Genomic DNA, 20,477 nt, shown 5'->3' with positions numbered 1-20,477 from the left:
GCCGGCAGGCCGCTCGCGTCGGGCAATCGCAACGCCACGACACCCCGACGGGTCAGCCCGCCGGGGTGTTTTCATTTGCGCGCCGGATCGGCGCGGCGCTCCAGCGACGGCGGCCGCGTATCGAGCGCCGGCGCGTCTTCGTCGGGCGCGTGGCCGTGCTGCAGGAAGAACTGACGGTACGCGCCGGGCGTCATTCCGCGCGCGGCGAGGAACTGGCGGTTGAAGTTCGCGGCATTCGGAATGCCGCAGCGCGCGGCGACCGTCGCGATCGGCCAGTCGGTGCCGACGAGATGGCGGCACGCGTGCGCGAGCCGCAGCCGCTGCACGTAGCGGCCGACGCTTTCGCCGAGATGCCGGACGAACAGGCGCTGCAGCGTGCGCTCGGACATGTGCGCGGCAGCGGCGAGTGCATCGATGCGCAGCGGTTCGTGGAAGTGCCGGTCGATCGCGTCGAGCACGCGATCGAGCCGCTCGGCTTCGGGCGCGGCCGCATCGGCGTGCGGTGTCGTGCCGTCGGGCCCGCCGTACGCATGCGCGGTGGCGAGCGGCTCGCCGCCGGCTTCCGCGAGATCGGCGAGCGTGTCGAGCGCGGCCGCGAGTCGTACGCGCGGAGCGGGATCGAGCAGCTGCGGCAGCCGTGCGCGCATCGCGCGGGCCGTGGTGGTGTCGAAGCGCAGGCCCGGCGCCGCGCGCCGCAGCAGCGAGCGTAGCGGCGCGTATTCGGTGCAGCAGTCGGCAAGCCGCCGCACCCAGTCGCCGTCGAACCAGACGACGAGCGCGACTTCGGGCGCATCGCGATCGATGCGCGCGTTCGACGACCAGGTGTGCGGCAGGTTGGGCGGCACGAGCACCAGATCGTCGTCCGTGTAGCGCGCGACATGATCGCCGATGAAGCGCTGGCCGCGGCTGTTGAGCGTCAGCGTCAGCTCGTATTCGGGGTGGCGATGCCATTCGAACGGAATGCGCGCGAGCTGGCGGTGGTACACGCGGATCGAACAGCCGGGAGCGAATGTCACGTGCTCGTACTGCGGTTTCATCGCGGCCTCCGGGTGGCGCGGGCTGCGCGCCGTGGCATGATCGTGAGCGATCGTCACCACGGAGCGATGCCATGTTTTCACATGTTTGCGTGGGCGTCGGCGATACGACGCGCGCCTACGATTTCTATGCGCCGCTGTTCGCGGAACTCGGGTTGCGCCTGAAGTTCCGCGAGCCGGACGGCTGGTCGGGCTGGATGCCGGCCGACGCCGACCGGCCGCTGTTCTTCTTCGGCCATCCGCTCGACGGCCGCGCACCCGAGCCGGGCAATGGCCACACGATCGCGTTCGACGCGCCGACGCGCGCGCACGTCGATCGCTGCCACGCGCTCGCGCTGCGGCGCGGCGGCACCTGCGAAGGGCCGCCGGGCCTGCGGCCGCATTACCACCGCGACTACTACGGCGCATATTTCCGCGACCCGGACGGCAACAAGCTCTGCGTGGTCTGCCATCGTCCCGAGTAACGCACGGTTGTCAGGATTGTATCGATAGTTGACCGGATAGCGGTGATGGCGGTCGTACGCCGGCCGTACGCTGGCAGCACATCACGACACGCTTCAGCGAGGAGACACGATGCAACTGACGATTGACGATCTGCCCGCCGCGATCCGCGCGGCGAAACAGGCGCTGCGCGCCGACCTGCCCGGTTACACGGCCACGTTTCGCGAGCTGGAAGGCGACATCGCGCGGCAGGTCGACGCGATCCGCCGCGCGCATGCGCATGGCCGCGACGTGATTCCGGTGGTGCCGTTCGCGGATATCGCGGGCGGCGCCGTCGATCCGCACGCGATTGCCGCGATCCGCGCGCATGGCGCGGTCGTGATTCGCGGCGTGTTCGACGCACGGCAGGCGCGCGACTGGAATGACGAGATCGGCGCGTATCTGGATGCGAACCGTTTCGCCGACCGACTGAATGCGCGCGCCGAGGATCGCTATTTCGGCAACCTCGCGTCGGGCAAGCCACAGATCTACGGCGTCTACTGGTCGAAGCCGCAGGTGGCCGCGCGCCAGTCGCCGGCGCTCACGCAGGCGCGCGTGTTCCTGAACCGCCTGTGGCGGCATGCGGACGGCGCGCGCACGCATTTCGATCCGGACCAGGTGCCCGTCTATGCGGACCGGATTCGCCGCCGGCCGCCGGGTTCGACGTCGCTCGGGCTGTCGCCGCATGTCGACGGCGGCTCCGTCGAACGCTGGCTCGGCGCGAACTTCCGCCAGGTCTATCGCCACGTGCTGGCCGGCCGCTGGCGCGATTACGATCCGTTCGACGCCGCATTCCGTCCCGACGTCGAGGAGATTCCGTCGCCGGCCGTGTGTTCGATGTTCCGCACGTTCCAGGGCTGGACCGCGCTGACGCCGCAGGGGCCCGGCGACGGCACGCTGCAACTGATCCCGGTCGCGAACGCGATGGCCTATGTCGTGCTGCGCGCGCTGCAGGACGATGTCGCCGACGACGACCTGTGCGGCGCGCGTCCCGGCCGCGCGCTGTCGATCCGGCCCGAATGGCACGCGCTGCTGCTCGACGGGCTGGTGCCGATCCCGCACATGGAGCCGGGCGACGCGGTGTTCTGGCATGGCGACGTCGTGCATGCGGTCGAGGATGCGCATCGCGGCAGCGGCGACAGCAACGTGATGTACATCGCGGCCGCGCCCGGCTGCGCGAAGAACGATGCGTACCTGCGGCGCCAGTTGCCCGCGTTCTTGCGCGGCGAGAGCCCGCCCGATTTCCCGGCCGATCATTTCGAGGTCGAATTCGACGGGCGCGGCGGGGAGGGCGATCTCACGGCGCTCGGCCGCTCGCAGATGGGGTTCGGGCCCGGCGCGTAACGGGCTCGCCGCATGCGAACGCGGCCGTTCGCGACACGGCGAACGGCCGCCTGCCGAATCCGCTGCGCGCCGTGCGCAATTCGACGCAATCGGCTGTCGGTGCAGCCGAAATCGACGCGAATTGCGCAATTTGGCTTCCGATAATGGTCCGGACACAACGCCGCTGCCCCGTGCGCCGCACGGGCGTGGCGATGACCAAGGAGGAGTCGATGCAATTCACGCAAGCGATCGTTCGCCGTCCCGCGCCGTCCTGTGGCGCGGGCCTGACCACCGCCGAACTCGGCGCGCCCGACTACGACAAGACGCTCACGCAGTTCCACGCGTATTGCGACGCGCTGCGCACGCTTGGCGTCGAACTGACCGAGCTGCCGCCGTTGGACGCATTCCCCGATTCGCACTTCGTCGAGGACGTGGCCGTCGTGACGCCGGAATTCGCGGTGATCACGCGTCCCGGCGCGCCCGCGCGGCGCGGCGAGACGGCGCACATCGAAGCGGCGCTCGCCGCGCATCGCGACCTGCTGCCGATGCAGGACGGCCGTCTCGACGGCGGCGACGTGATGCTGGTGGGCAAGCGCTTCTATATCGGCCTGACCGGCCGCACCGACGCCGAAGGCATTGCCGCGTTCGAATCGCTCGTGTCGCGCTACGGTTATTCGGTCGTCGCGGTGCCGGTCGGCGCCGGCCTGCACCTGAAGTCGGTCGTCAACGCGCTCGGCGACGACACGCTGCTCGTGACCGAAGCGCTGGCCGCGCACCCGGCGTTCGCCGACTACCGCCGGATCGCGATCTCGGCCGCCGACGAATACGCGGGCAACACGCTGCGCGTGAACGGCACGCTGATCACGCCGGCCGGTTATCCGCGCGTGCACGACGCGATCGCGTCGCTCGGGCTGCCGCTGCACATGATCGACACCAGCGAGTTCCGCAAGATGGACGGCGGCCTGACCTGCCTGTCGCTGCGGTTCTAGCCGATTGGCGCGCGGCCGCTTCGGCCGGATAATGTGGCCCCCGCGCGGACAAGGAGACGTCCCGCGCACCAGCCACGACCCGACCGGAGCGAACGCGGATGACCGACAGGAAGATGCAGCTCGACAAGATCGATCTCCGGATCCTCGACATCCTGCGCACCGACGGGCGGATTTCCTACCGGAAGCTGTCCGAGCTCGTGAACCTCACGCCGCGGCCCTGCCAGGCGCGCGTGGAACGGCTCGAGGCGCTCGGCGTGATCGAAGGCTACCGCGCTGTGATCAACGCGCCGCGCGCGACCAAGCCGATCGTCGTGATCGCGCAGATCGTGCTGGCCGATCACGGGCGTTCGCAGGCGCCGTTCGAGGATGAAATGCGGGCGAATCCGGCCGTGCTCGATTGCTGGCTCGTCAGCGGCACGTTCGATTTTCTCCTGCGGCTCGCATGCGAGGATCTCGACGAGTACCGGCGGATCGCGAACGCGTGGCTGGAAAGCCCGCGGTACCGGATCGAGAAGATCGTGACGACGGCCGAACTGCAGGCGATCAAGCGCAGCGTCGTTTGACGCGCCGGGAACGTCCGGTTTCGATGCGAATGACCAGGCCGATCGATTTGTATTCCGAATCAAATCGGTCGACCCGAATCCAATCAGGGTGAACACTATGGATGCTTTGCAAGCGGCAGCGCAGACGGCCGCGCCGTCGGGGACGACGCTGAAGCGCCGTCTGCAGGGCCGCCACATCGCGATGATCGCGATCGGCGGCTCGATCGGCACGGGGCTGTTCGTCGCGTCGGGCGCGTCGGTCGCACAGGCGGGGCCGGGCGGTGCGATCGCCGCGTATCTCGCGATCGGGATCATGGTCTACTTCGTCGTCACGGGGCTCGGCGAGATGGCGGCGCTGATGCCCGTGTCGGGCTCGTTCGCGATCTACGGCGAGAAGTACGTCGACGAAGGCTTCGGCGTCGCGCTCGGCTGGACCTACTGGTATAGCTGGGCCGTGACGATCGCGATCGAGCTGGTCGCCGCGCAGATCGTGATGCGCTACTGGTTTCCGGCCGTGCCGGGCGTGTGGTGGGGCGCCGCCTTCCTCGTGCTGATCTTCCTGCTGAATACGCTGTCGGTGCGCGGCTTCGGCGAATCGGAATACTGGTTCTCGCTGATCAAGGTCGTCACCGTGATCGCGTTCATCGTGGCGGGGCTGCTGATCGCGGCCGGCGTGCTCGGCAGCGGGCATACCGGCACCGGGCATACCGGCGCCGGGCATCCGGTCGGCTGGCGCAACTTCACGACGGGCGACGCGCCGTTTGTCGGCGGCGTGCACGCGATGATGAGCGTCGCGCTGATCGCGGGCTTCTCGTTTCTCGGCACCGAACTGGTCGGGATCACGGCCGGCGAATCGGAGAATCCGCGCAAGACGATCCCGCGCGCGGTGAAGCAGATCTTCTGGCGGATCATGCTGTTCTACGTGCTCGCGATCTTCGTGATCGGCCTGCTCGTGCCGTACACGGATCCGAACCTGCTGAAGAGCGACGTGACCGACATCGGCGTGAGCCCGTTCACGCTGGTGTTCAGCCATGCGGGTTTCCCGCTCGCCGCCGGCGCGATGAATCTCGTGATCCTGACGGCCGTGCTGTCGGCCGGCAATTCCGGCACCTACGCGGCGACGCGGATGCTGTACAACCTCGCATCGGAAGGGCGGGCGCCGGCGATGTTCGCGACGCTGTCGCCGGGCGGCGTGCCGCGCAACGCGCTGTACGCGACGATGGCCGTCGGCGGGCTGTGTTTCCTCACGTCGCTGACCAACAACCAGCGCATCTATCTGTGGCTGCTGAATACGGTGGGCATCACGGGTTTCATCGCGTGGCTCGGTATCGCGGTCTGCCATTACCGGTTCCGCAAGGGCTTCCTGAAGCAGGGCTACCGGCTCGATCAGTTGCCGTATCGCGCGAAATGGTTTCCGTTCGGGCCGCTGTTCGCGATCGCGATCTGCATCGTGATCTCGCTCGGGCAGGATTACCAGGCGTTCTTCGCGACCCGCATCGACTGGATGGAAGTGTTGTCGATCTATGTGTGGATTCCGCTGTTCGTCGCGATCTGGTTCGCGTATCGCCGTGCACGCAAGAGCCGGCTCGTGCGCTATGAGGAGATGGACATCGGGCCGTGGCTGACCCGCTCGGTCGAGGCCGTCGACGCGGCGGCGGACCCGCGCGAGCGAGCGCGCGATGTGTAGTGCGTGGTGTGCGAGCTGGTCGGATTGATGCTCGAAGGTATGTGGGGCGGGACGGCGCTGCGATCGGCGATCGGCTATCGCGAGACGCAGACCGATGGAGACGGGCGGCGCACGGTGCGGCGCTCGACGGCCGTGTTCCGGCGCGAAGCGGATGGCCTGATCGTGTGGCGACACCTTCACGAGACGCCGGTCGCTGCGTGAGCGGGAACCGTACCGCCGCGCGCGACGACGCACGGGCATCGGCAGCCGTTACTTGTCCAGCTCCGGATAGTGCCGGAAGATCCCCATGTCGTTGAACGGGATGCGGCGCTCCGAGTCGAGATAACGCGCGACGGGCGGATGTTGCGCGACGCGGTCGTGCAAGCCGACGAGCCCCGCGACTTTCCGCTCCGCGCGTTTCATCGCCTTCGGAAACGCATAGCGCAAGCCCTCGATGAGCTGGAACATCGACAGGTCCGCATAACTGAGCGCGCTGCCCGCGATATGGCCGCTCTTGTGCGGATTCTGTTCGAGCATGCGATCGAAATAGCCGAGGAATTTCGGCAGCCGATTATCGAGGAAATCGGCCGCGCGCTCGGCCGCTTCCGCTTTCTGGTCCTCGTAGTACAGGCAACTTGCAATCGGATGATGCGTGTCGTGGATCTCGGTGACGAAATCGGCAACGGTCAGCTGAATCTGGTGCACCCACAGCCGGCCGGCTTCGTCGTCGGGCGCGAGTCCGAGCCGCGCGCCGAGGAACAGCAGGATGTTCGCGGTCTGCCCGACGACCACGTCGCCGGCCTTCAGGAACGGCGGCGCGAACGGCACGCATTCCGCTTTCGTGCTGTCCATCATGCGCATCATCGCCGACACGCCCATGCCGCGGCCCGATTCGCGCGCGACGTCGACATAGTCGGCTTCGGCCGCCTCGAGCGCGAGCCGCACGTATTCGCCGCGACCCTGGATCTCGGGCCAGTAATAGAGTTCGTATCGCATGCTGCTCTCCTGTCCAGTTGAACCGGATGCCTGAGCTATCGTGATAACCGGGCGGCCGTGCGCGGTCCGCCGCGAATAGACAGTCTAGGCAATCGCATGAAAAGTGCTGCGCGCATCGCGTCACGCGCCGCGTTCGCCGCGTTCGCCGCCTTCGGGGCCGTAGAAGAACACCCAGGTCGAGAAGTCGCCGGAGAAACCGACGAAGCGATGCTCCGCGTGAGCGGGGACGAACAGCACGTCGCCGGCCGAGACGTCGCATTCGCGTCCGTCGACGATGAAGCGCGACGTGCCGGTGGCGATCACGTAAACCTCGTCGCGCGCATGCGGCTTCTGCTTGTCCTCGATGTGCGGCCGGTACAGCTCGATGTCGAGCGTGCCGTGCTGAAACAACGTCGTGAACAGCGTGCCTTCTTCGTCGAGGCGAGCAAGCGATTCGTTCAGGCCGAGCTTCATCGTTGTGTGCTCCGGATCGGATCGTGGGAACGTGCGTTGCGCCATCGTATCGTGAAATTCGGAGATCACGATTCAGCGCGCGACGATGCACGCGAATGGCATGCTCGCCACCGGTGAAACGGCGGCTGGGTTCGCTCGCCACGGATGAAACGCATTCGTCCATCGATGAAACGGCATGACGATCGCCCGCATTCGATCGACAGGTTCACCGCAATTTAATAAACGCCCACTACGATCCAGCGTCGTCGATCGACAAAGCGCAGCGATCCGATCCGCGCGTCGATCCTGCCGCCCGTCTCCCAACCGCGCGACGTGCCCGATTGTCATTTCCCGTGAACCCGCGATTTGCAGCGCCGCGACCTGCCGCCGGCGTTGTTCGCATCGTTTCGTATCTCTTATGAATCTGAACCCGTCGGCTTCTTCACGAAGAAAATTTCTTGCCGCCGCACCGGCCGTTGCGGCAGCACCGCTGTTGAGCTCATGCGGTGGCGGCGACGTCACGTCGGCGCCCATCACCGATAGCGCACTTGCCGCGCAGATGTCCGCGAAGCTGAACGCGCAGCTCGGCGATGCGGCGACGGTCGATGCGATCGTGCCGGCGCTGACCGATGTCGGCTTCACCTGGGGCCTGCCGACGGTGCCGGCCGCGCAGGTCGGCGCGATCGTCGCATACAGCTTCGGCAACCGTCCGAACGCGGCGAGCGGCAACACGTCGAGCACGGGCGGCAACCAGTCCGCGCTGCCCGATCCGGGGCCGGTCAACGAAGCGCTCGCGGACGCCGTGTACCGCATCCGCCAGTTGAAGCCCGTCAAGGTCTACGCGCAGTGGGAAATTGCGCGCTTTCTCGTGTCGAAATACGGGATGGGCGCCGACGTGCTGTCGTCGATCGAACCGGTGATCGCGAGCGACGGCTCGATCGTGTACCTGAGCACGGCAGGCGTCGCCGCCGTGGCCGTGTCGCGCGCGGGCGGCGCGGCCGCGATGGGCACCGTCGCGGTGGTCGGCCATCGCGATCACGCGAAGCGCTGCATCCAGACCTCGCAGCAGGCGGGCATGACGGCGGCAGCGGTTGCCGAGGTGCCGCTCCCGACGCTCTACGACCCGCAATCGGGCCAGCCGTGGACGCGCAACCGCAGCCTGTATCTCGTGCACGACATGTATGCGCAAATGCTCGGCCGCGCGATGGCCGCTACGACGCAGGCCTTCCCGAAAGGCTGACGATTCCCGCTTTCCAGACGATTCCGATGACCATGAAGACCCGCCGCCATTTCCTGGCTTCCACTTCCGTACTCGCCGCATCGTGCGCGGCCGCCACGCCCGTGTTCGCAAGCGACGCACCGGCCTCCGATGCCGAACTGCAGCGCCAGATGCTCGGCAAGCTGACGAACGAACTGAACGATCGCGCGACCGCCGCCGACGAGACGGGTTACCTGTTCGACACGTTTTTCTCGTGGGCGCCGCCCGCCGTCGCGGCGGCCGGCATCAATACGATCGCCGCGTTCAGCTTCGGCAGTCGCGCCGCGGCATCCGGTGCCGCGCCGGTGCCGGGCCCGGTGAACGAGGCGATTGCCGACGCCGTGTTCGCGCTCCGGCAGAAGGTCGCCGTGCCGGTCTGCGCGCAGCAGGAAGTCGCGAGCGTGCTCGCGTCGAAATACGGGCTGACAGCGGGCGTGACGACGATCGCGACGCCGGCCCTGAGCGCAGGCAGCCCGATACCGACGCCCGCCGGCGTCGCCGCCGCGATCGTCAAGCAGGCCGGTTCGGCCGCGGCGCTCGGCAAGGTCGCAATCGTCACGCACGCGGATCAGGCGTCGATCGCCGTGCGCGTGTCGAATGCGGCGGGGATGCAGGCGGCGGTGCCGGCCGGGCTGGTGCTGCCGGTCGCCTACGACACGTCCGCGCAGCAGCCGGCGATGCGCCGCCGCGATCTCTACCTGATGAGCAACGCCGGCATGCAGCTTGCGATGCTGCGGCTCGACCTGATCAACCGCGAATATCCGAACGGCTGAGGCCGCCGGGTTCCGGCCCGTCGCACCCGGTCCGGGCGACGCGATCCGCGATCGCGGTCATCCGGACCGGGTGTGCCCCATTTGCCGGGTAATGCCGATACAGGTATTGGTACTACCAGCCAAACCACTGTTTTTAATGGGTTTTTTCGCGTCCGGCCTGCGCCGCGCCGCGTTCTGCGTGGCATAATCGACCGCATCCGTAAGGCTTGTAGTCACAACGACCCCGCATACCCATGGCACAGACTCTCTACGACAAACTGTGGAATACCCACGTGGTCCACACCGAGGAAGACGGCACGACCTTGCTGTACATCGACCGTCAGCTGCTGCATGAAGTCACGAGCCCGCAGGCGTTCGAAGGGCTGAAGATCGCGCAGCGTCCGGTGTGGCGCATCAGCGCGAACCTGGCCGTGTCGGATCACAACGTGCCGACGACGGACCGCAGCCACGGCATCGCCGATCCCGTCTCGAAGCTGCAGGTCGACACGCTCGACGCGAACTGCGATGCGTTCGGCATCACGCAGTTCAAGATGAACGACGTGCGCCAGGGCATCGTCCACATCATCGGGCCGGAGCAGGGCGCGACGCTGCCGGGCATGACGATCGTGTGCGGCGATTCGCATACGTCGACGCACGGCGCGTTCGGCGCGCTCGCGCACGGCATCGGCACGTCGGAAGTCGAGCACGTGCTGGCGACGCAGACGCTGCTGCAGAAGAAGAGCAAGAACATGCTCGTGAAGGTCGAGGGCGCACTGCCGCGCGGCTGCACCGCGAAGGACATCGTGCTCGCGATCATCGGCAAGATCGGCACGGCCGGCGGCACGGGCTACGCGATCGAATTCGGCGGCTCGACGATTCGCGCGCTGACGATGGAAGGCCGCATGACGGTCTGCAACATGGCGATCGAGGCCGGCGCGCGCGCGGGCATGGTCGCCGTCGACGATACGACGATCGATTACCTGAAGGGCCGTCCGTTCGTGCCGACCGGCGCGGAATGGGACCAGGCCGTCGAATACTGGCGCCAGTTCAAGTCGGACGAAGGCGCGCAGTTCGACCGCGTCGTCGAGCTGAACGCAGCCGAGATCGTCCCGCAGGTCACGTGGGGCACGTCGCCGGAAATGGTCACGTCGATCGACGGCCGCGTGCCCGATCCCGAGCGCGAGAAGGATCCGGTCAAGCGCGACGCGATGGAGCGCGCGCTGGCCTACATGGCGCTCGAGCCGAACACGCCGATCGAATCGATCGAGGTCGACAAGATCTTCATCGGCTCGTGCACGAATGCACGGATCGAGGACATTCGCGCGGCCGCGTACGTCGTGAAGAAGCTGAACCGTCGCATCGCATCGAACATTCGGCTCGCGATGGTCGTGCCGGGCTCGGGCCTCGTGAAGGCGCAGGCCGAACGCGAAGGGCTCGACAAGGTGTTCACGGATGCGGGCTTCGAATGGCGCGAGCCGGGCTGCTCGATGTGCCTCGCGATGAATGCAGACCGGCTCGAGCCGGGCGAGCGCTGTGCGTCGACGTCGAACCGCAACTTCGAAGGCCGGCAGGGCGCGGGCGGTCGCACGCACCTGGTGAGCCCCGCGATGGCGGCGGCCGCGGCGATCGAAGGTCACTTCGTCGACATTCGCAAGCTGGGGTGACGCGTGACGGCATCGAAGATCATTGCGCGGCTGGTTGCCGCGCTGGCGCTGGCGGGGCTGGGCTTCGGCCTCGCGGGCTGCAATACCGTCCAGGGCTTCGGGCAGGACGTCAACGCCGCCGGCAACGCGCTGAAGCGCGCCGCGGAGTGACGACTCCCGCCGAGAATTTGTCGATGTGCGCCGGCTGAAGGCCGGCCCTCCAACCGGATAGACGGATCATGGAAAAATTCACAGTACATACCGGCGTCGTGGCGCCGCTCGATCGCGAGAACGTCGACACCGACGCGATCATCCCGAAGCAGTTCCTGAAGTCGATCAAGCGCACGGGCTTCGGTCCGAACGCGTTCGACGAGTGGCGTTACCTCGATCACGGCGAGCCGGGCCAGGACAACTCGAAGCGTCCGCTGAATCCCGACTTCGTGCTGAACCAGCCGCGCTACCAGGGCGCATCGGTGCTGGTCGCGCGCAAGAACTTCGGCTGCGGCAGCTCGCGCGAGCACGCGCCGTGGGCGCTGCAGCAGTACGGCTTCCGCGCGATCATCGCGCCGAGCTTCGCGGACATCTTCTTCAACAACTGCTACAAGAACGGTCTGCTGCCGATCGTGCTGACCGAGCAGCAGGTCGATCACGTGTTCAACGACACGTACGCGTTCAACGGCTACCAGCTGACGATCGACCTCGACGCGCAGGTCGTGCGCACGGGCGACGGCCGCGAGTATCCGTTCGAGATCGCCGCGTTCCGCAAGTACTGCCTGCTGAACGGCTTCGACGACATCGGCCTCACGCTGCGCCACGCGGACAAGATCCGCCAGTTCGAAGCCGAGCGGCTCGTGAAGCAGCCGTGGCTCAATACCAAGCTGGTCGGCTGATATATCGCCTTCGAGGCGGGCGCGCTATCCGCGCGTTCGCCGGCCTGCTCCATAACCTACCCAGTCAGGAATAACGCATGAAGATTGCAGTGCTGCCCGGCGACGGCATCGGTCCGGAAATCGTCAACGAAGCGGTCAAGGTGCTGAACGCACTCGACGAGAAGTTCGAACTCGAGCACGCGCCGGTCGGCGGCGCGGGCTACGAGGCGAGCGGCCATCCGCTGCCCGACGCGACGCTGAAGCTCGCGAAGGAAGCCGACGCGATCCTGTTCGGCGCGGTCGGCGACTGGAAGTACGACTCGCTCGAGCGCGCGCTGCGCCCCGAGCAGGCGATCCTCGGGCTGCGCAAGCATCTCGAGCTGTTCGCGAACTTCCGCCCGGCGATCTGCTATCCGCAGCTCGTCGACGCTTCGCCGCTCAAGCCCGAGCTCGTCGCGGGCCTCGACATCCTGATCGTGCGCGAACTGAACGGCGACATCTACTTCGGCCAGCCGCGCGGCGTGCGCGCCGCACCGGACGGCCCGTTCGCCGGCGAGCGCGAAGGCTTCGACACGATGCGCTACTCGGAACCGGAAGTGCGCCGCATCGCGCACGTCGCGTTCCAGGCGGCACGCAAGCGTGCGAAGAAGCTGCTGTCGGTCGACAAGTCGAACGTGCTCGAGACGTCGCAGTTCTGGCGCGACATCATGATCGACGTGTCGAAGGAATACGCGGACGTCGAGCTGTCGCACATGTACGTCGACAACGCGGCGATGCAGCTCGCGAAGGCGCCGAAGCAGTTCGACGTGATCGTCACGGGCAACATGTTCGGCGACATCCTGTCGGATGAAGCGTCGATGCTGACGGGCTCGATCGGCATGCTGCCGTCGGCGTCGCTCGACAAGAACAACAAGGGCCTGTACGAACCGTCGCACGGTTCGGCGCCGGACATCGCGGGCAAGGGCATCGCGAACCCGCTCGCGACGATCCTGTCGGCCGCGATGCTGCTGCGCTACTCGCTGAATCGCGCGGAGCAGGCCGATCGCATCGAGCGTGCGGTGAAATCGGTGCTCGAACAGGGCTACCGCACGGGCGACATCGCGACGCCGGGCTGCAAGCAGGTCGGTACGGCGGCGATGGGCGACGCGGTGGTCGCGGCGCTGTAAGCAGGCAGTAAAGGGTGCGAACGCGGCCGGTAAAAACGGCGCGTTCGCACCGGGTTGGCCGTTGTGCGGCCGAATAGGTTTGTGTAGACTCGAACGATGGCGCTGATTTCCCTGATCTCCCCGGTCCTGAAACTCCACGGCAACACTGCCCGTGCGGGTGCGCGCGCCATCGTCATCACGAAAACCATTACCACGAAAACGATCATTAAACGCTGATCGTCCGTCGTGCCCGCCTGTTTCCCCGCGCGGTCACGCCGGGGACGGAAATGGCGGGGAAGCTCCATTCAAAGGGTTAGTCATGAACGTAGGTCTCGTAGGTTGGCGCGGCATGGTCGGCAGCGTCCTGATGCAGCGCATGCAGGAAGAGGGCGATTTCGACCTGATCGAACCGGTGTTTTTCAGCACCAGCAACACGGGCGGCAAGGCGCCGTCGTTCGCGAAAAACGAGACTACGCTCAAGGACGCAACCAACGTCGACGAGCTGAAGAAGTGCGACGTGATCATCACGTGCCAGGGCGGCGACTACACGAACGACGTGTTCCCGAAGCTGCGCGCGGCCGGCTGGAACGGCTACTGGATCGATGCGGCATCGTCGCTGCGGATGAACGACGACGCCGTCATCATCCTCGATCCGGTCAACCTCGACGTGATCAAGGATGCGCTCGTCAAGGGCACGAAGAACTTCGTCGGCGGCAACTGCACGGTGAGCCTGATGCTGATGGCGCTGGGCGGCCTGTTCCGCGAGAACCTCGTCGACTGGATGACGGCGATGACCTACCAGGCCGCCTCGGGCGCGGGCGCGCAGAACATGCGCGAGCTGCTGTCGCAGATGGGCACGCTGAACGGCGCGGTGCAGGAGCAGCTCGCCGATCCGGCTTCCGCGATTCTCGACATCGACCGCCGCGTGCTGGCCGCGATGAACAGCGACGCGATGCCGACCAGCAACTTCGGCGTGCCGCTCGCCGGCTCGCTGATCCCGTGGATCGACAAGGATCTCGGCAACGGGATGTCGAAGGAAGAGTGGAAGGGCGGCGCGGAAACCAACAAGATCCTCGGCAAGCCGGCGATGGGCGAGCCGGGTTCGATCCCGGTCGACGGCCTGTGCGTGCGGATCGGCGCAATGCGCTGCCACTCGCAGGCGCTGACGATCAAGCTGAACAAGGATGTGCCGCTCGACGAGATCAACGGCATCCTCGCCTCGGCGAACGACTGGGTGAAGGTCGTGCCGAACGAGCGTGAAGCGTCGATGCGCGACCTGTCGCCGGCCAAGATCACCGGCACGCTGACGGTGCCGGTCGGCCGCCTGCGCAAGCTCGCGATGGGCGGCGAATACCTGTCGGCATTCACGGTCGGCGATCAGCTGCTGTGGGGCGCGGCCGAGCCACTGCGCCGCATGCTGCGCATCCTGCTCGACAAGTAAGCCCGCTTGCCGGTCCGGCCCGCGGGCCGGGCTGCACAAGATGACGCGCCGCGTCGGCCTTGATGATGTCAAGGCTGGCGCGGCGCGTTTTTCATGCGCGGATCAGCGCAGGTTCAGCAGCGTCTGGTCGACGGTCTGCTGGGTCTTGATCGTCTGCGCGTTGGCCTGGTAATTGCGCTGCGCGGTGATCAGGTTCACGAGCTCGGTCGTCAGGTTGACGTTCGAGTTTTCCAGGGCGCTGCCCTGCAGCGTGCCGTGGTTCGTACTGCCCGGCGCGGAGATCTGCGGCACGCCCGACGCGGCGGTCTCCGCATACTGGTTGCCGCCGATGTTCACGAGCCCGTTCGGATTGTTGAAGTTCGCGAGCGCGATCAGGCCGAGCACCGCGCTCTGGCCGTTCGAGTAGTTGCCGGTCAGCTTGCCGTCGGTGCCGATCGAGAACGTCGTCAGCGTGCCGCTCGCGAAGCCGTCCTGCGCGAGGTTGTTTACGCCGCTCTTCCCGCCGTACTGCGTCGTGCCGCTCAGGTCGAGCGTCAGGTTCTGCGGGTTGGCGCCGCCCGTCGTGTTGGGGATCGAGAACGCGAACTGACCGAGGCTCGGCGTCGGCTGGCCGGTGGCGGCCGATGTCGTCGAGCTGATCCGGCCCGATGCATCGAACGTGACGGTGCCGAGATTCGTCGGCGTCTGGCCCTGTACGCCCGCATAGGCCTGCCAGGTGCCGGCCGCACTTTTCGCGAAATACATCGTGACCTGCTGCGAGCCGCCGAGCGTGTCGTAGACCTGGATCGACGAATTGTAGTTGTACGTCGTGTTGTCGCTCGCGTTGAACGGCGTCTTGGCCGGCACCTTGTCCTGCGAGTTCAGGTTGAACTGGCCGGTGATCCTGCTCGTCGCCTGCGGCGCGATGTTGTTGGTCGGCGCCTGCAGCGGCACGGTCTGCGCGGTGTTGATCACGCCGCCCGCGCCTGCCGCATAGCCCATCAGGTTGCGGCCTTGCGAGTCGACGATGGCGCCGGTCTTGTCGCGGTGGAACGTGCCGTCGCGCGAGTACGTCGTCGCGCCGTTGCTCGACATCTGGAAGAAGCCGTTGCCGTTGATCGCGATGTCCAGCGACGAGTGGGTCGAATTGATCGTGCCCTGGCCGAACTGCTGCTGCACCGACGCGAGCTTCGTGCCGATGCCGATCTGCGTATTGACCGACGTCGCGACCGAATTCGCATGCATGTCGGAGAAGTTCGCGCGGCCCTGCTTGAAGCCGGTCGTGTTTGCGTTCGCGATGTTGTTGCCGATCACGTCGAGATTGCTCGACGCGCCGGCCAACCCGCTCAAACCCTGCTGATAGCCCATGTTCGATCCCCGTAACGAGCTGGTGAGTGAATGCAGTCTTGCAACTGCAACTGCGCGATGACCCTCTGGCGTCTCACGGCGTCAACCCGGCCGATCGCAGTCCCGCCTTTCCGGCATATGCGAATGCGATGGCCGGATTGCGCCGATTCCTGTTTGAAGTCGATCGTAGCGACGGCAATTATTTGATCTGTGTAATTTTGTGTAATGTTATTGAATTGCTGTCGAAATGATCGCTTTTGTATGATTGATGGACCGTGCTGTCAGGTCTGGAAGCCTTGTGGGGCGGGGATTTTGCGGAGTTAATGTTCAATTCGACGATAAGAGATGATAATTGACTTCTTATCATTAAATTGAAATTTATTTGAATGAGATTGGCGGGGCGGCCGGGGGAGTATTTGAAAATGACGGCTGTTAATCAATTAACGGCAGGTGGCGCGAATTGTTGAGCGAATGCGCTCGATTACCCCGGCCGCGGTTCGGCGCCGGAACCGGCCGGCGGAAACGTGGAAGCGCCGAACCCGCTTGCGCGGCCGTTCCTGCATCGCATCGTTTGGCGCGAGGAAGGGCAGCGGCGCGGCGTAAAGCCTTGGCATTCGTTCCGGATGAGATGTTGTCGAAAGGATTTTCAGTCATTGATGCCTATCCTTTCGGTCGATCCGGCGCGCCGGCTGCAGTGCGCGACCCGTGCGGCAGCCCGACGCGATCGCTGCGTGCGCCGCGACGTGCGAGCGCGGCCGGTTGCACCCGCAGCCGATGAATTCGGCCCGAACGCGAGCACGTGAAGTAAACTACGCGGTTACGACGCACAGACCAGCCGAAAGCGTCGCGTTCCGCGCGACGCTTTTGCATTTCTGCGGCAACTTTATTGACGCTTCCAACCGCGAATCCGAGCCGCGCCCGCGCGCGGAGATAGAGCCTACGATGTCCCGAACTTCCTTGTTTCCGCGTCAGTCCCGTCTGTCGCGCGCCGTGCGTGGCGCGCTGGCGATTCTGGCACTCGGTGCTGCCGCGTCGGCCTGGGCGGCCAGCACCGGCGAACTGCCGGCGTCTGCTGCCGGCGCCGCCGCGCCGCTTACCGTGACGGTCCAGCCGGGCCAGTCGTTGAACGACATCGCGAAAGCGGCGACGCAATCGCACGATCCCGGCGTGCTCGCGCGTGCCGGCCGCGCGCTGTTCGACGCCAATCCGCAGGCGTTCATGAAGCGCGACGCGAGCCGCCTGAAAGTCGGCGCGACGCTGACCGTGCCCGCGCTCGACGCAACGGGCGCGGCGCTTGCGCCGGCCAGTGCGTCTGGCGCATCCGGTGCGGCGGCTGCCTCCGCACCCGCTGCCGCGTCGGGCGGTGCGGCGCTCGCGCAGCCCGGTGCGTCCGCGCCGCATCCGGGGTCGGCCGTGCAATCCGCGCCGGTGGCGCCGGCCGTGCATGCGGCGCCGGTGAGCGGTGCGAGCGTCGCGACGGCAGCGGGGGCGTCTGCTTCGGCAGGCGCTTCGGCTGCACACGGCGCGTCGGCTGTCGAAAACATGCAGCCGGCGGCGCCTGCTGCCGGCGCCAGCGGCCCGCATGTGTGGAGCGGCGCGATCCAGTCTGCGCCGTCGTCCGCGAGCGAGGCCGCTGTCCAGCCTGCGCCGGGCAGCCAGGTTTCGGGCGCGAACGAACCGGCCGGTGCGGCACCCGCCACGGGTGCATCGCAGCCGCGGCCGTCGAGCCTGCAGCAACTGCTGGCACTGAAGAATCGCGTGCTGATGGAGTTGCAGAAGCACGGCATCGGCAAGCCGGCCGCGACGAACAACGTCGCGCCTGCGCTGGTGCCTGCCGCGCCGCGTCCGGCCGCAAACGATGCGGGCGCACCGTCTGCCGCATCGCCGGCAGCCGAAGCGGCGTCCGGCGTGGCCGCCAGCGCTGCGCAGCCGGCATCGGCGCCCGCGCAGCAGGTCGCACCCGTGACGGCGCCTGCGCGCGCTTCGGATCAGATGGACTGGCGTCCGGTCGCAGCGGCCGGCGCGGCCGTGATCGTCCTCGCAGCCGGGTTTGCGTGGCGCAGGCGCCGGAAGGGCCGGCATACGGACGATGCGGGCACGACGGCTGCAGCCGCTGCAGCCGCTGCAGCGGGCGGTGCCGTGGCTGCCGAAGCGGAAGCGGTGCCGTCCGTCGAACGCGAACTGCCGATCCTGCCCGAGATGCCGGTCGCCCGCGACGCGGCCGCCGACATGAACCTCGCCGCGGCGACTGCCGCAGCGGCGGAGACGGTCGAGCCGCCTGAGGCGGATGCATCGCCTGCACCCGAAGTAACGAAGCTGCATGACGACCAGCCTGAATTGCCGCCTGCGCCTGCCCACGCCGCAGTACCGCCGGAGAACGACGTGGCTCCGGCTCCGGCCACGGCCCTGCACGACGCAGAACCGGTAGAACAGGCGGCCGCCGACAAGCCTGCCGAGACGCCCGCCGAGCCTTCGGTGACCGAAACGCAGCACGCGGCGCTGATGCAGAACGCGATCAGCGCGCTCGGCAGCCTCGACATGCCGCTGCCGCCGCGCACGCAGGACGATCCGTCGCTGGCAGCGGACGAGCCGGCTGCACGAGCAGGGCAGTCCGACGCCGACAAAATCGCAACTAACGGTCAATCCGCGTCGCGCCCGCCAATTGGCTCGAACGATCCGGCCCCGGAACATCCGGCCGACCAGGACGACGAGTTTGAATGGGATCCGGACGCGGCGGCGCACGCCGGCCAGGCGGGCAGCCCGTCCGCGACGTCGTTGCTGCCGCCGCTCGGCGGTGCGCAGTTCGGCGCGCTGAAGCTCGATTTCGACCTCGACCTGCCGTCCGCGCCGGGCGCCGCGCTGCCCGCGCTCACGCCGGACGAACTCGCGCGTATCGCACGCAACAAACTCGACCTCGCGGCCGAGTACGTCGAACTGGGCGACCTGTCCGGCGCGCGGACGCTGCTGCAGGAAGTGGTCGACGCAAACGACGCCGCGACGCGCGACGATGCGCGCGCGCTGCTCGCGAAACTCGCGGACGAGGCGTGATGCGGATCGCGCTGGGCATTCAGTACGACGGCGCGGCATTCTGCGGCTGGCAGGCGCAGCCGCACGGCAAGACCGTGCAGAACGCACTCGAGCATGCGCTGGCCGAGTTCGCGCGGGTGCCGCTGCATACGACGGTGGCCGGGCGGACCGACACCGGCGTGCACGGGCTCGGGCAGGTCGTGCACTTCGACACGGATCTCGACCGCGAGGCATTCTCGTGGGTGCGCGGCACCAACGCGTTCCTGCCGTCGACCGTATCGGTGCAATGGGCGAAGCCGATGCCGGAGACGTTCCACGCGCGTTTCTCGGCGTTCGAGCGCACCTATTACTACGTGCTGTACGTGCACCCCGTGCGCTCGCCGATGCTGGCCGGGCGCGCGGGCTGGATCCATACGCCGCTCGACGACGACGCGATGCGCGCCGCCGCCGCGCACCTGATCGGCGAGCACGATTTCTCGTCGTTCCGGTCGTCGGAATGCCAGTCGAAGACGCCGGTCAAACACCTGTACCGGATCGACGTGCGGCGCGCGGGCCATTTCATCCATTTCCGCTTCCGCGCCAACGCGTTCCTGCACCACATGGTACGCAACCTGATGGGCTGCCTCGTCGCGGTCGGGCGCGGCCGCTATCCGGCCGACTGGGTCGCCGACGTGCTGGCAGGGCGCGACCGCAACCTCGCGGCGCCCACGTTCATGGCCGACGGGCTGTACCTTGCCCACGTCGGCTACCCGGCGGAATTCGCCGTCCCGCCCGCGCAGCTCGGCAGCGTGCCGTGGAGCAGCGTCTGGGCCGATCTGGACCCGCAATCATGACGGATCACGCCATGTCTCCTTCGACTTCCGCCGCCGCCGGCCTGCCGCCGCGCACGCGCATCAAGCTGTGCGGGCTGTCGCGTCCCGAGGACGTGCTGCACGCGGCGGCGCTCGGCGCCGACGCGATCGGCCTCGTGTTCTACCCGAAGAGCCCGCGCGCGGTGACGATCGCGCAGGCGGCCGAGCTCGCGCGCCTCGCGCCGCCGTTCGTGTCGGTGGTCGGGCTGTTCGTGAATCCGACCGCAGCCGAGATCGAAGCCGTCGTGCGCGACGTGCCGCTCACGCTGCTGCAGTTCCATGGCGACGAGACGCCGGAGCAATGCGACGCGCTCGGCCGCGCGGCACACCTGCCGTGGTTGCGCGCAGTGCGCGTCGGCCCCTCGACGCAGCCGTCCGATTTGGTAGAATCGGCTCTTCATTATTCGAAAGCGCGCGGCCTCCTGTTCGACACCCTGGTGCCGGACTACGGCGGTAGCGGCAAGGTCTTCGATTGGTCTCTTATTCCCGCAGAGCTCGCGCATCGGGCCGTTTTGAGTGGTGGCTTGAGCGCGCAAAACGTCGGTGATGCGATCCGCCAGTTGCGCCCGTTTGCTGTCGATGTCTCGAGTGGCATCGAAGTGGGGGGCGCGAAGGGCGTGAAGGATCACGCCCGGATGGCGGCGTTCGTACGCGCGGTGCGCGAAGCGGACGCCGGGTGATGCAAGCCGGTGCGGCCCCGAAA

Annotated in this window: 23 protein-coding genes; 18 read left to right on the top strand and 5 right to left on the bottom strand. The window is 67.2% G+C overall.

Annotated elements, in window-relative coordinates:
- Nucleotides 1-71 precede the first annotated feature (71 nt).
- Nucleotides 72-1,037 (bottom strand): cupin domain-containing protein, encoded by a 966-nt coding sequence (locus AC3WLY_RS28010; RefSeq protein ID WP_425131049.1) that lies wholly within the window; start codon nt 1,035-1,037, stop codon nt 72-74.
- Between the two features lie 71 nt (nt 1,038-1,108).
- Here AC3WLY_RS28010 and AC3WLY_RS28005 point away from each other — a divergent pair, with 71 nt between their 5' ends.
- From AC3WLY_RS28005 to AC3WLY_RS27980, 6 genes are all read left to right on the top strand, one after another.
- Nucleotides 1,109-1,498 (top strand): VOC family protein, encoded by a 390-nt coding sequence (locus AC3WLY_RS28005; protein WP_072444143.1) that lies wholly within the window; start codon nt 1,109-1,111, stop codon nt 1,496-1,498.
- Between the two features lie 109 nt (nt 1,499-1,607).
- Nucleotides 1,608-2,858 carry a DUF1479 domain-containing protein gene (locus tag AC3WLY_RS28000; protein ID WP_492308503.1) on the top strand — a complete coding sequence of 417 codons (1,251 nt, stop codon included), beginning with the start codon at nt 1,608-1,610 and terminating at the stop codon, nt 2,856-2,858.
- A gap of 209 nt (nt 2,859-3,067) precedes the next feature.
- Entirely contained in the window at nt 3,068-3,826 is a 759-nt protein-coding gene (locus AC3WLY_RS27995) for a dimethylarginine dimethylaminohydrolase family protein (RefSeq protein WP_492308504.1), read from the top strand.
- Nucleotides 3,827-3,924: 98 nt separating this feature from the next.
- A complete protein-coding gene (locus AC3WLY_RS27990) occupies nt 3,925-4,389 on the top strand; it encodes an Lrp/AsnC family transcriptional regulator (RefSeq protein ID WP_492308505.1) in 465 nt (154 codons plus the stop codon).
- A 97-nt stretch (nt 4,390-4,486) separates the two neighbouring features.
- Nucleotides 4,487-6,055, top strand: coding sequence for an amino acid permease (locus tag AC3WLY_RS27985; protein WP_492308506.1), 1,569 nt, complete (start codon nt 4,487-4,489; stop codon nt 6,053-6,055).
- Nucleotides 6,056-6,082: 27 nt separating this feature from the next.
- Nucleotides 6,083-6,256 (top strand): hypothetical protein, encoded by a 174-nt coding sequence (locus AC3WLY_RS27980; protein WP_492332734.1) that lies wholly within the window; start codon nt 6,083-6,085, stop codon nt 6,254-6,256.
- Between the two features lie 48 nt (nt 6,257-6,304).
- On the opposite strand, the gene AC3WLY_RS27975 is transcribed toward AC3WLY_RS27980, so the two are convergent.
- Nucleotides 6,305-7,030, bottom strand: coding sequence for a glutathione S-transferase (locus AC3WLY_RS27975; protein WP_425131045.1), 726 nt, complete (start codon nt 7,028-7,030; stop codon nt 6,305-6,307).
- A 120-nt stretch (nt 7,031-7,150) separates the two neighbouring features.
- Entirely contained in the window at nt 7,151-7,483 is a 333-nt protein-coding gene (locus tag AC3WLY_RS27970; RefSeq protein WP_492308507.1) for a cupin domain-containing protein, read from the bottom strand.
- 397 nt (nt 7,484-7,880) lie between these two features.
- Here AC3WLY_RS27970 and AC3WLY_RS27965 point away from each other — a divergent pair, with 397 nt between their 5' ends.
- From AC3WLY_RS27965 to asd, 8 genes are all read left to right on the top strand, one after another.
- Nucleotides 7,881-8,702 carry a hypothetical protein gene (locus tag AC3WLY_RS27965; RefSeq protein ID WP_492308508.1) on the top strand — a complete coding sequence of 274 codons (822 nt, stop codon included), beginning with the start codon at nt 7,881-7,883 and terminating at the stop codon, nt 8,700-8,702.
- 32 nt (nt 8,703-8,734) lie between these two features.
- Complete coding sequence (locus AC3WLY_RS27960) at nt 8,735-9,493, top strand: Tat pathway signal protein (RefSeq protein ID WP_310140611.1); 759 nt, start codon at nt 8,735-8,737, stop codon at nt 9,491-9,493.
- A gap of 233 nt (nt 9,494-9,726) precedes the next feature.
- Nucleotides 9,727-11,136: a 3-isopropylmalate dehydratase large subunit gene (gene leuC / locus AC3WLY_RS27955; protein ID WP_492308509.1), complete on the top strand. Its 1,410-nt coding sequence runs from the start codon at nt 9,727-9,729 to the stop codon at nt 11,134-11,136.
- A 3-nt stretch (nt 11,137-11,139) separates the two neighbouring features.
- The gene (locus tag AC3WLY_RS27950) at nt 11,140-11,286 is read left to right on the top strand and encodes an entericidin A/B family lipoprotein (RefSeq protein ID WP_034179997.1); all 147 of its coding nucleotides are present in this window, start codon (nt 11,140-11,142) and stop codon (nt 11,284-11,286) included.
- A gap of 68 nt (nt 11,287-11,354) precedes the next feature.
- A complete protein-coding gene (gene leuD / locus AC3WLY_RS27945; protein ID WP_034179996.1) occupies nt 11,355-12,005 on the top strand; it encodes a 3-isopropylmalate dehydratase small subunit in 651 nt (216 codons plus the stop codon).
- A 77-nt stretch (nt 12,006-12,082) separates the two neighbouring features.
- The gene (gene leuB, locus AC3WLY_RS27940) at nt 12,083-13,150 is read left to right on the top strand and encodes a 3-isopropylmalate dehydrogenase (RefSeq protein WP_175958724.1); all 1,068 of its coding nucleotides are present in this window, start codon (nt 12,083-12,085) and stop codon (nt 13,148-13,150) included.
- A 96-nt stretch (nt 13,151-13,246) separates the two neighbouring features.
- Entirely contained in the window at nt 13,247-13,366 is a 120-nt protein-coding gene (locus tag AC3WLY_RS27935; protein WP_006756675.1) for a hypothetical protein, read from the top strand.
- Nucleotides 13,367-13,448: 82 nt separating this feature from the next.
- Nucleotides 13,449-14,570, top strand: coding sequence for an aspartate-semialdehyde dehydrogenase (asd, locus tag AC3WLY_RS27930; protein WP_034179994.1), 1,122 nt, complete (start codon nt 13,449-13,451; stop codon nt 14,568-14,570).
- A gap of 102 nt (nt 14,571-14,672) precedes the next feature.
- Here asd and flgE read toward each other — a convergent pair whose 3' ends face one another.
- Entirely contained in the window at nt 14,673-15,917 is a 1,245-nt protein-coding gene (gene flgE, locus AC3WLY_RS27925) for a flagellar hook protein FlgE (RefSeq protein ID WP_492308510.1), read from the bottom strand.
- A 26-nt stretch (nt 15,918-15,943) separates the two neighbouring features.
- On the opposite strand from flgE, the gene AC3WLY_RS27920 reads away from it, so the two are divergent.
- Nucleotides 15,944-16,147, top strand: coding sequence for a hypothetical protein (locus AC3WLY_RS27920; protein WP_492308511.1), 204 nt, complete (start codon nt 15,944-15,946; stop codon nt 16,145-16,147).
- A gap of 181 nt (nt 16,148-16,328) precedes the next feature.
- On the opposite strand, the gene AC3WLY_RS27915 is transcribed toward AC3WLY_RS27920, so the two are convergent.
- Nucleotides 16,329-16,550 (bottom strand): hypothetical protein, encoded by a 222-nt coding sequence (locus AC3WLY_RS27915; RefSeq protein WP_492308512.1) that lies wholly within the window; start codon nt 16,548-16,550, stop codon nt 16,329-16,331.
- Nucleotides 16,551-16,838: 288 nt separating this feature from the next.
- Here AC3WLY_RS27915 and AC3WLY_RS27910 point away from each other — a divergent pair, with 288 nt between their 5' ends.
- From AC3WLY_RS27910 to AC3WLY_RS27900, 3 genes are read left to right on the top strand one after another with little or no spacing between them, the layout of a single operon-like run.
- Nucleotides 16,839-18,944, top strand: a complete 2,106-nt coding sequence (locus tag AC3WLY_RS27910) for a FimV/HubP family polar landmark protein (protein WP_492308513.1) — start codon at nt 16,839-16,841, stop codon at nt 18,942-18,944.
- Nucleotides 18,944-19,756, top strand: coding sequence for a tRNA pseudouridine(38-40) synthase TruA (truA, locus tag AC3WLY_RS27905; RefSeq protein ID WP_204422623.1), 813 nt, complete (start codon nt 18,944-18,946; stop codon nt 19,754-19,756). Before AC3WLY_RS27910 ends, truA begins: the two co-directional genes overlap by 1 nt.
- Nucleotides 19,753-20,454: a phosphoribosylanthranilate isomerase gene (locus AC3WLY_RS27900; protein ID WP_175959193.1), complete on the top strand. Its 702-nt coding sequence runs from the start codon at nt 19,753-19,755 to the stop codon at nt 20,452-20,454. The genes truA and AC3WLY_RS27900 overlap by 4 nt, the downstream gene beginning before the upstream one ends.
- Nucleotides 20,455-20,477: the final 23 nt, after the last annotated feature.

This window comes from Burkholderia sp. FW306-1C-G01B (assembly GCF_058781685.1).
The sequence above is the reverse complement of the archived record's forward strand: the minus strand, read 5'-3'. Positions and strand labels throughout refer to the sequence as shown.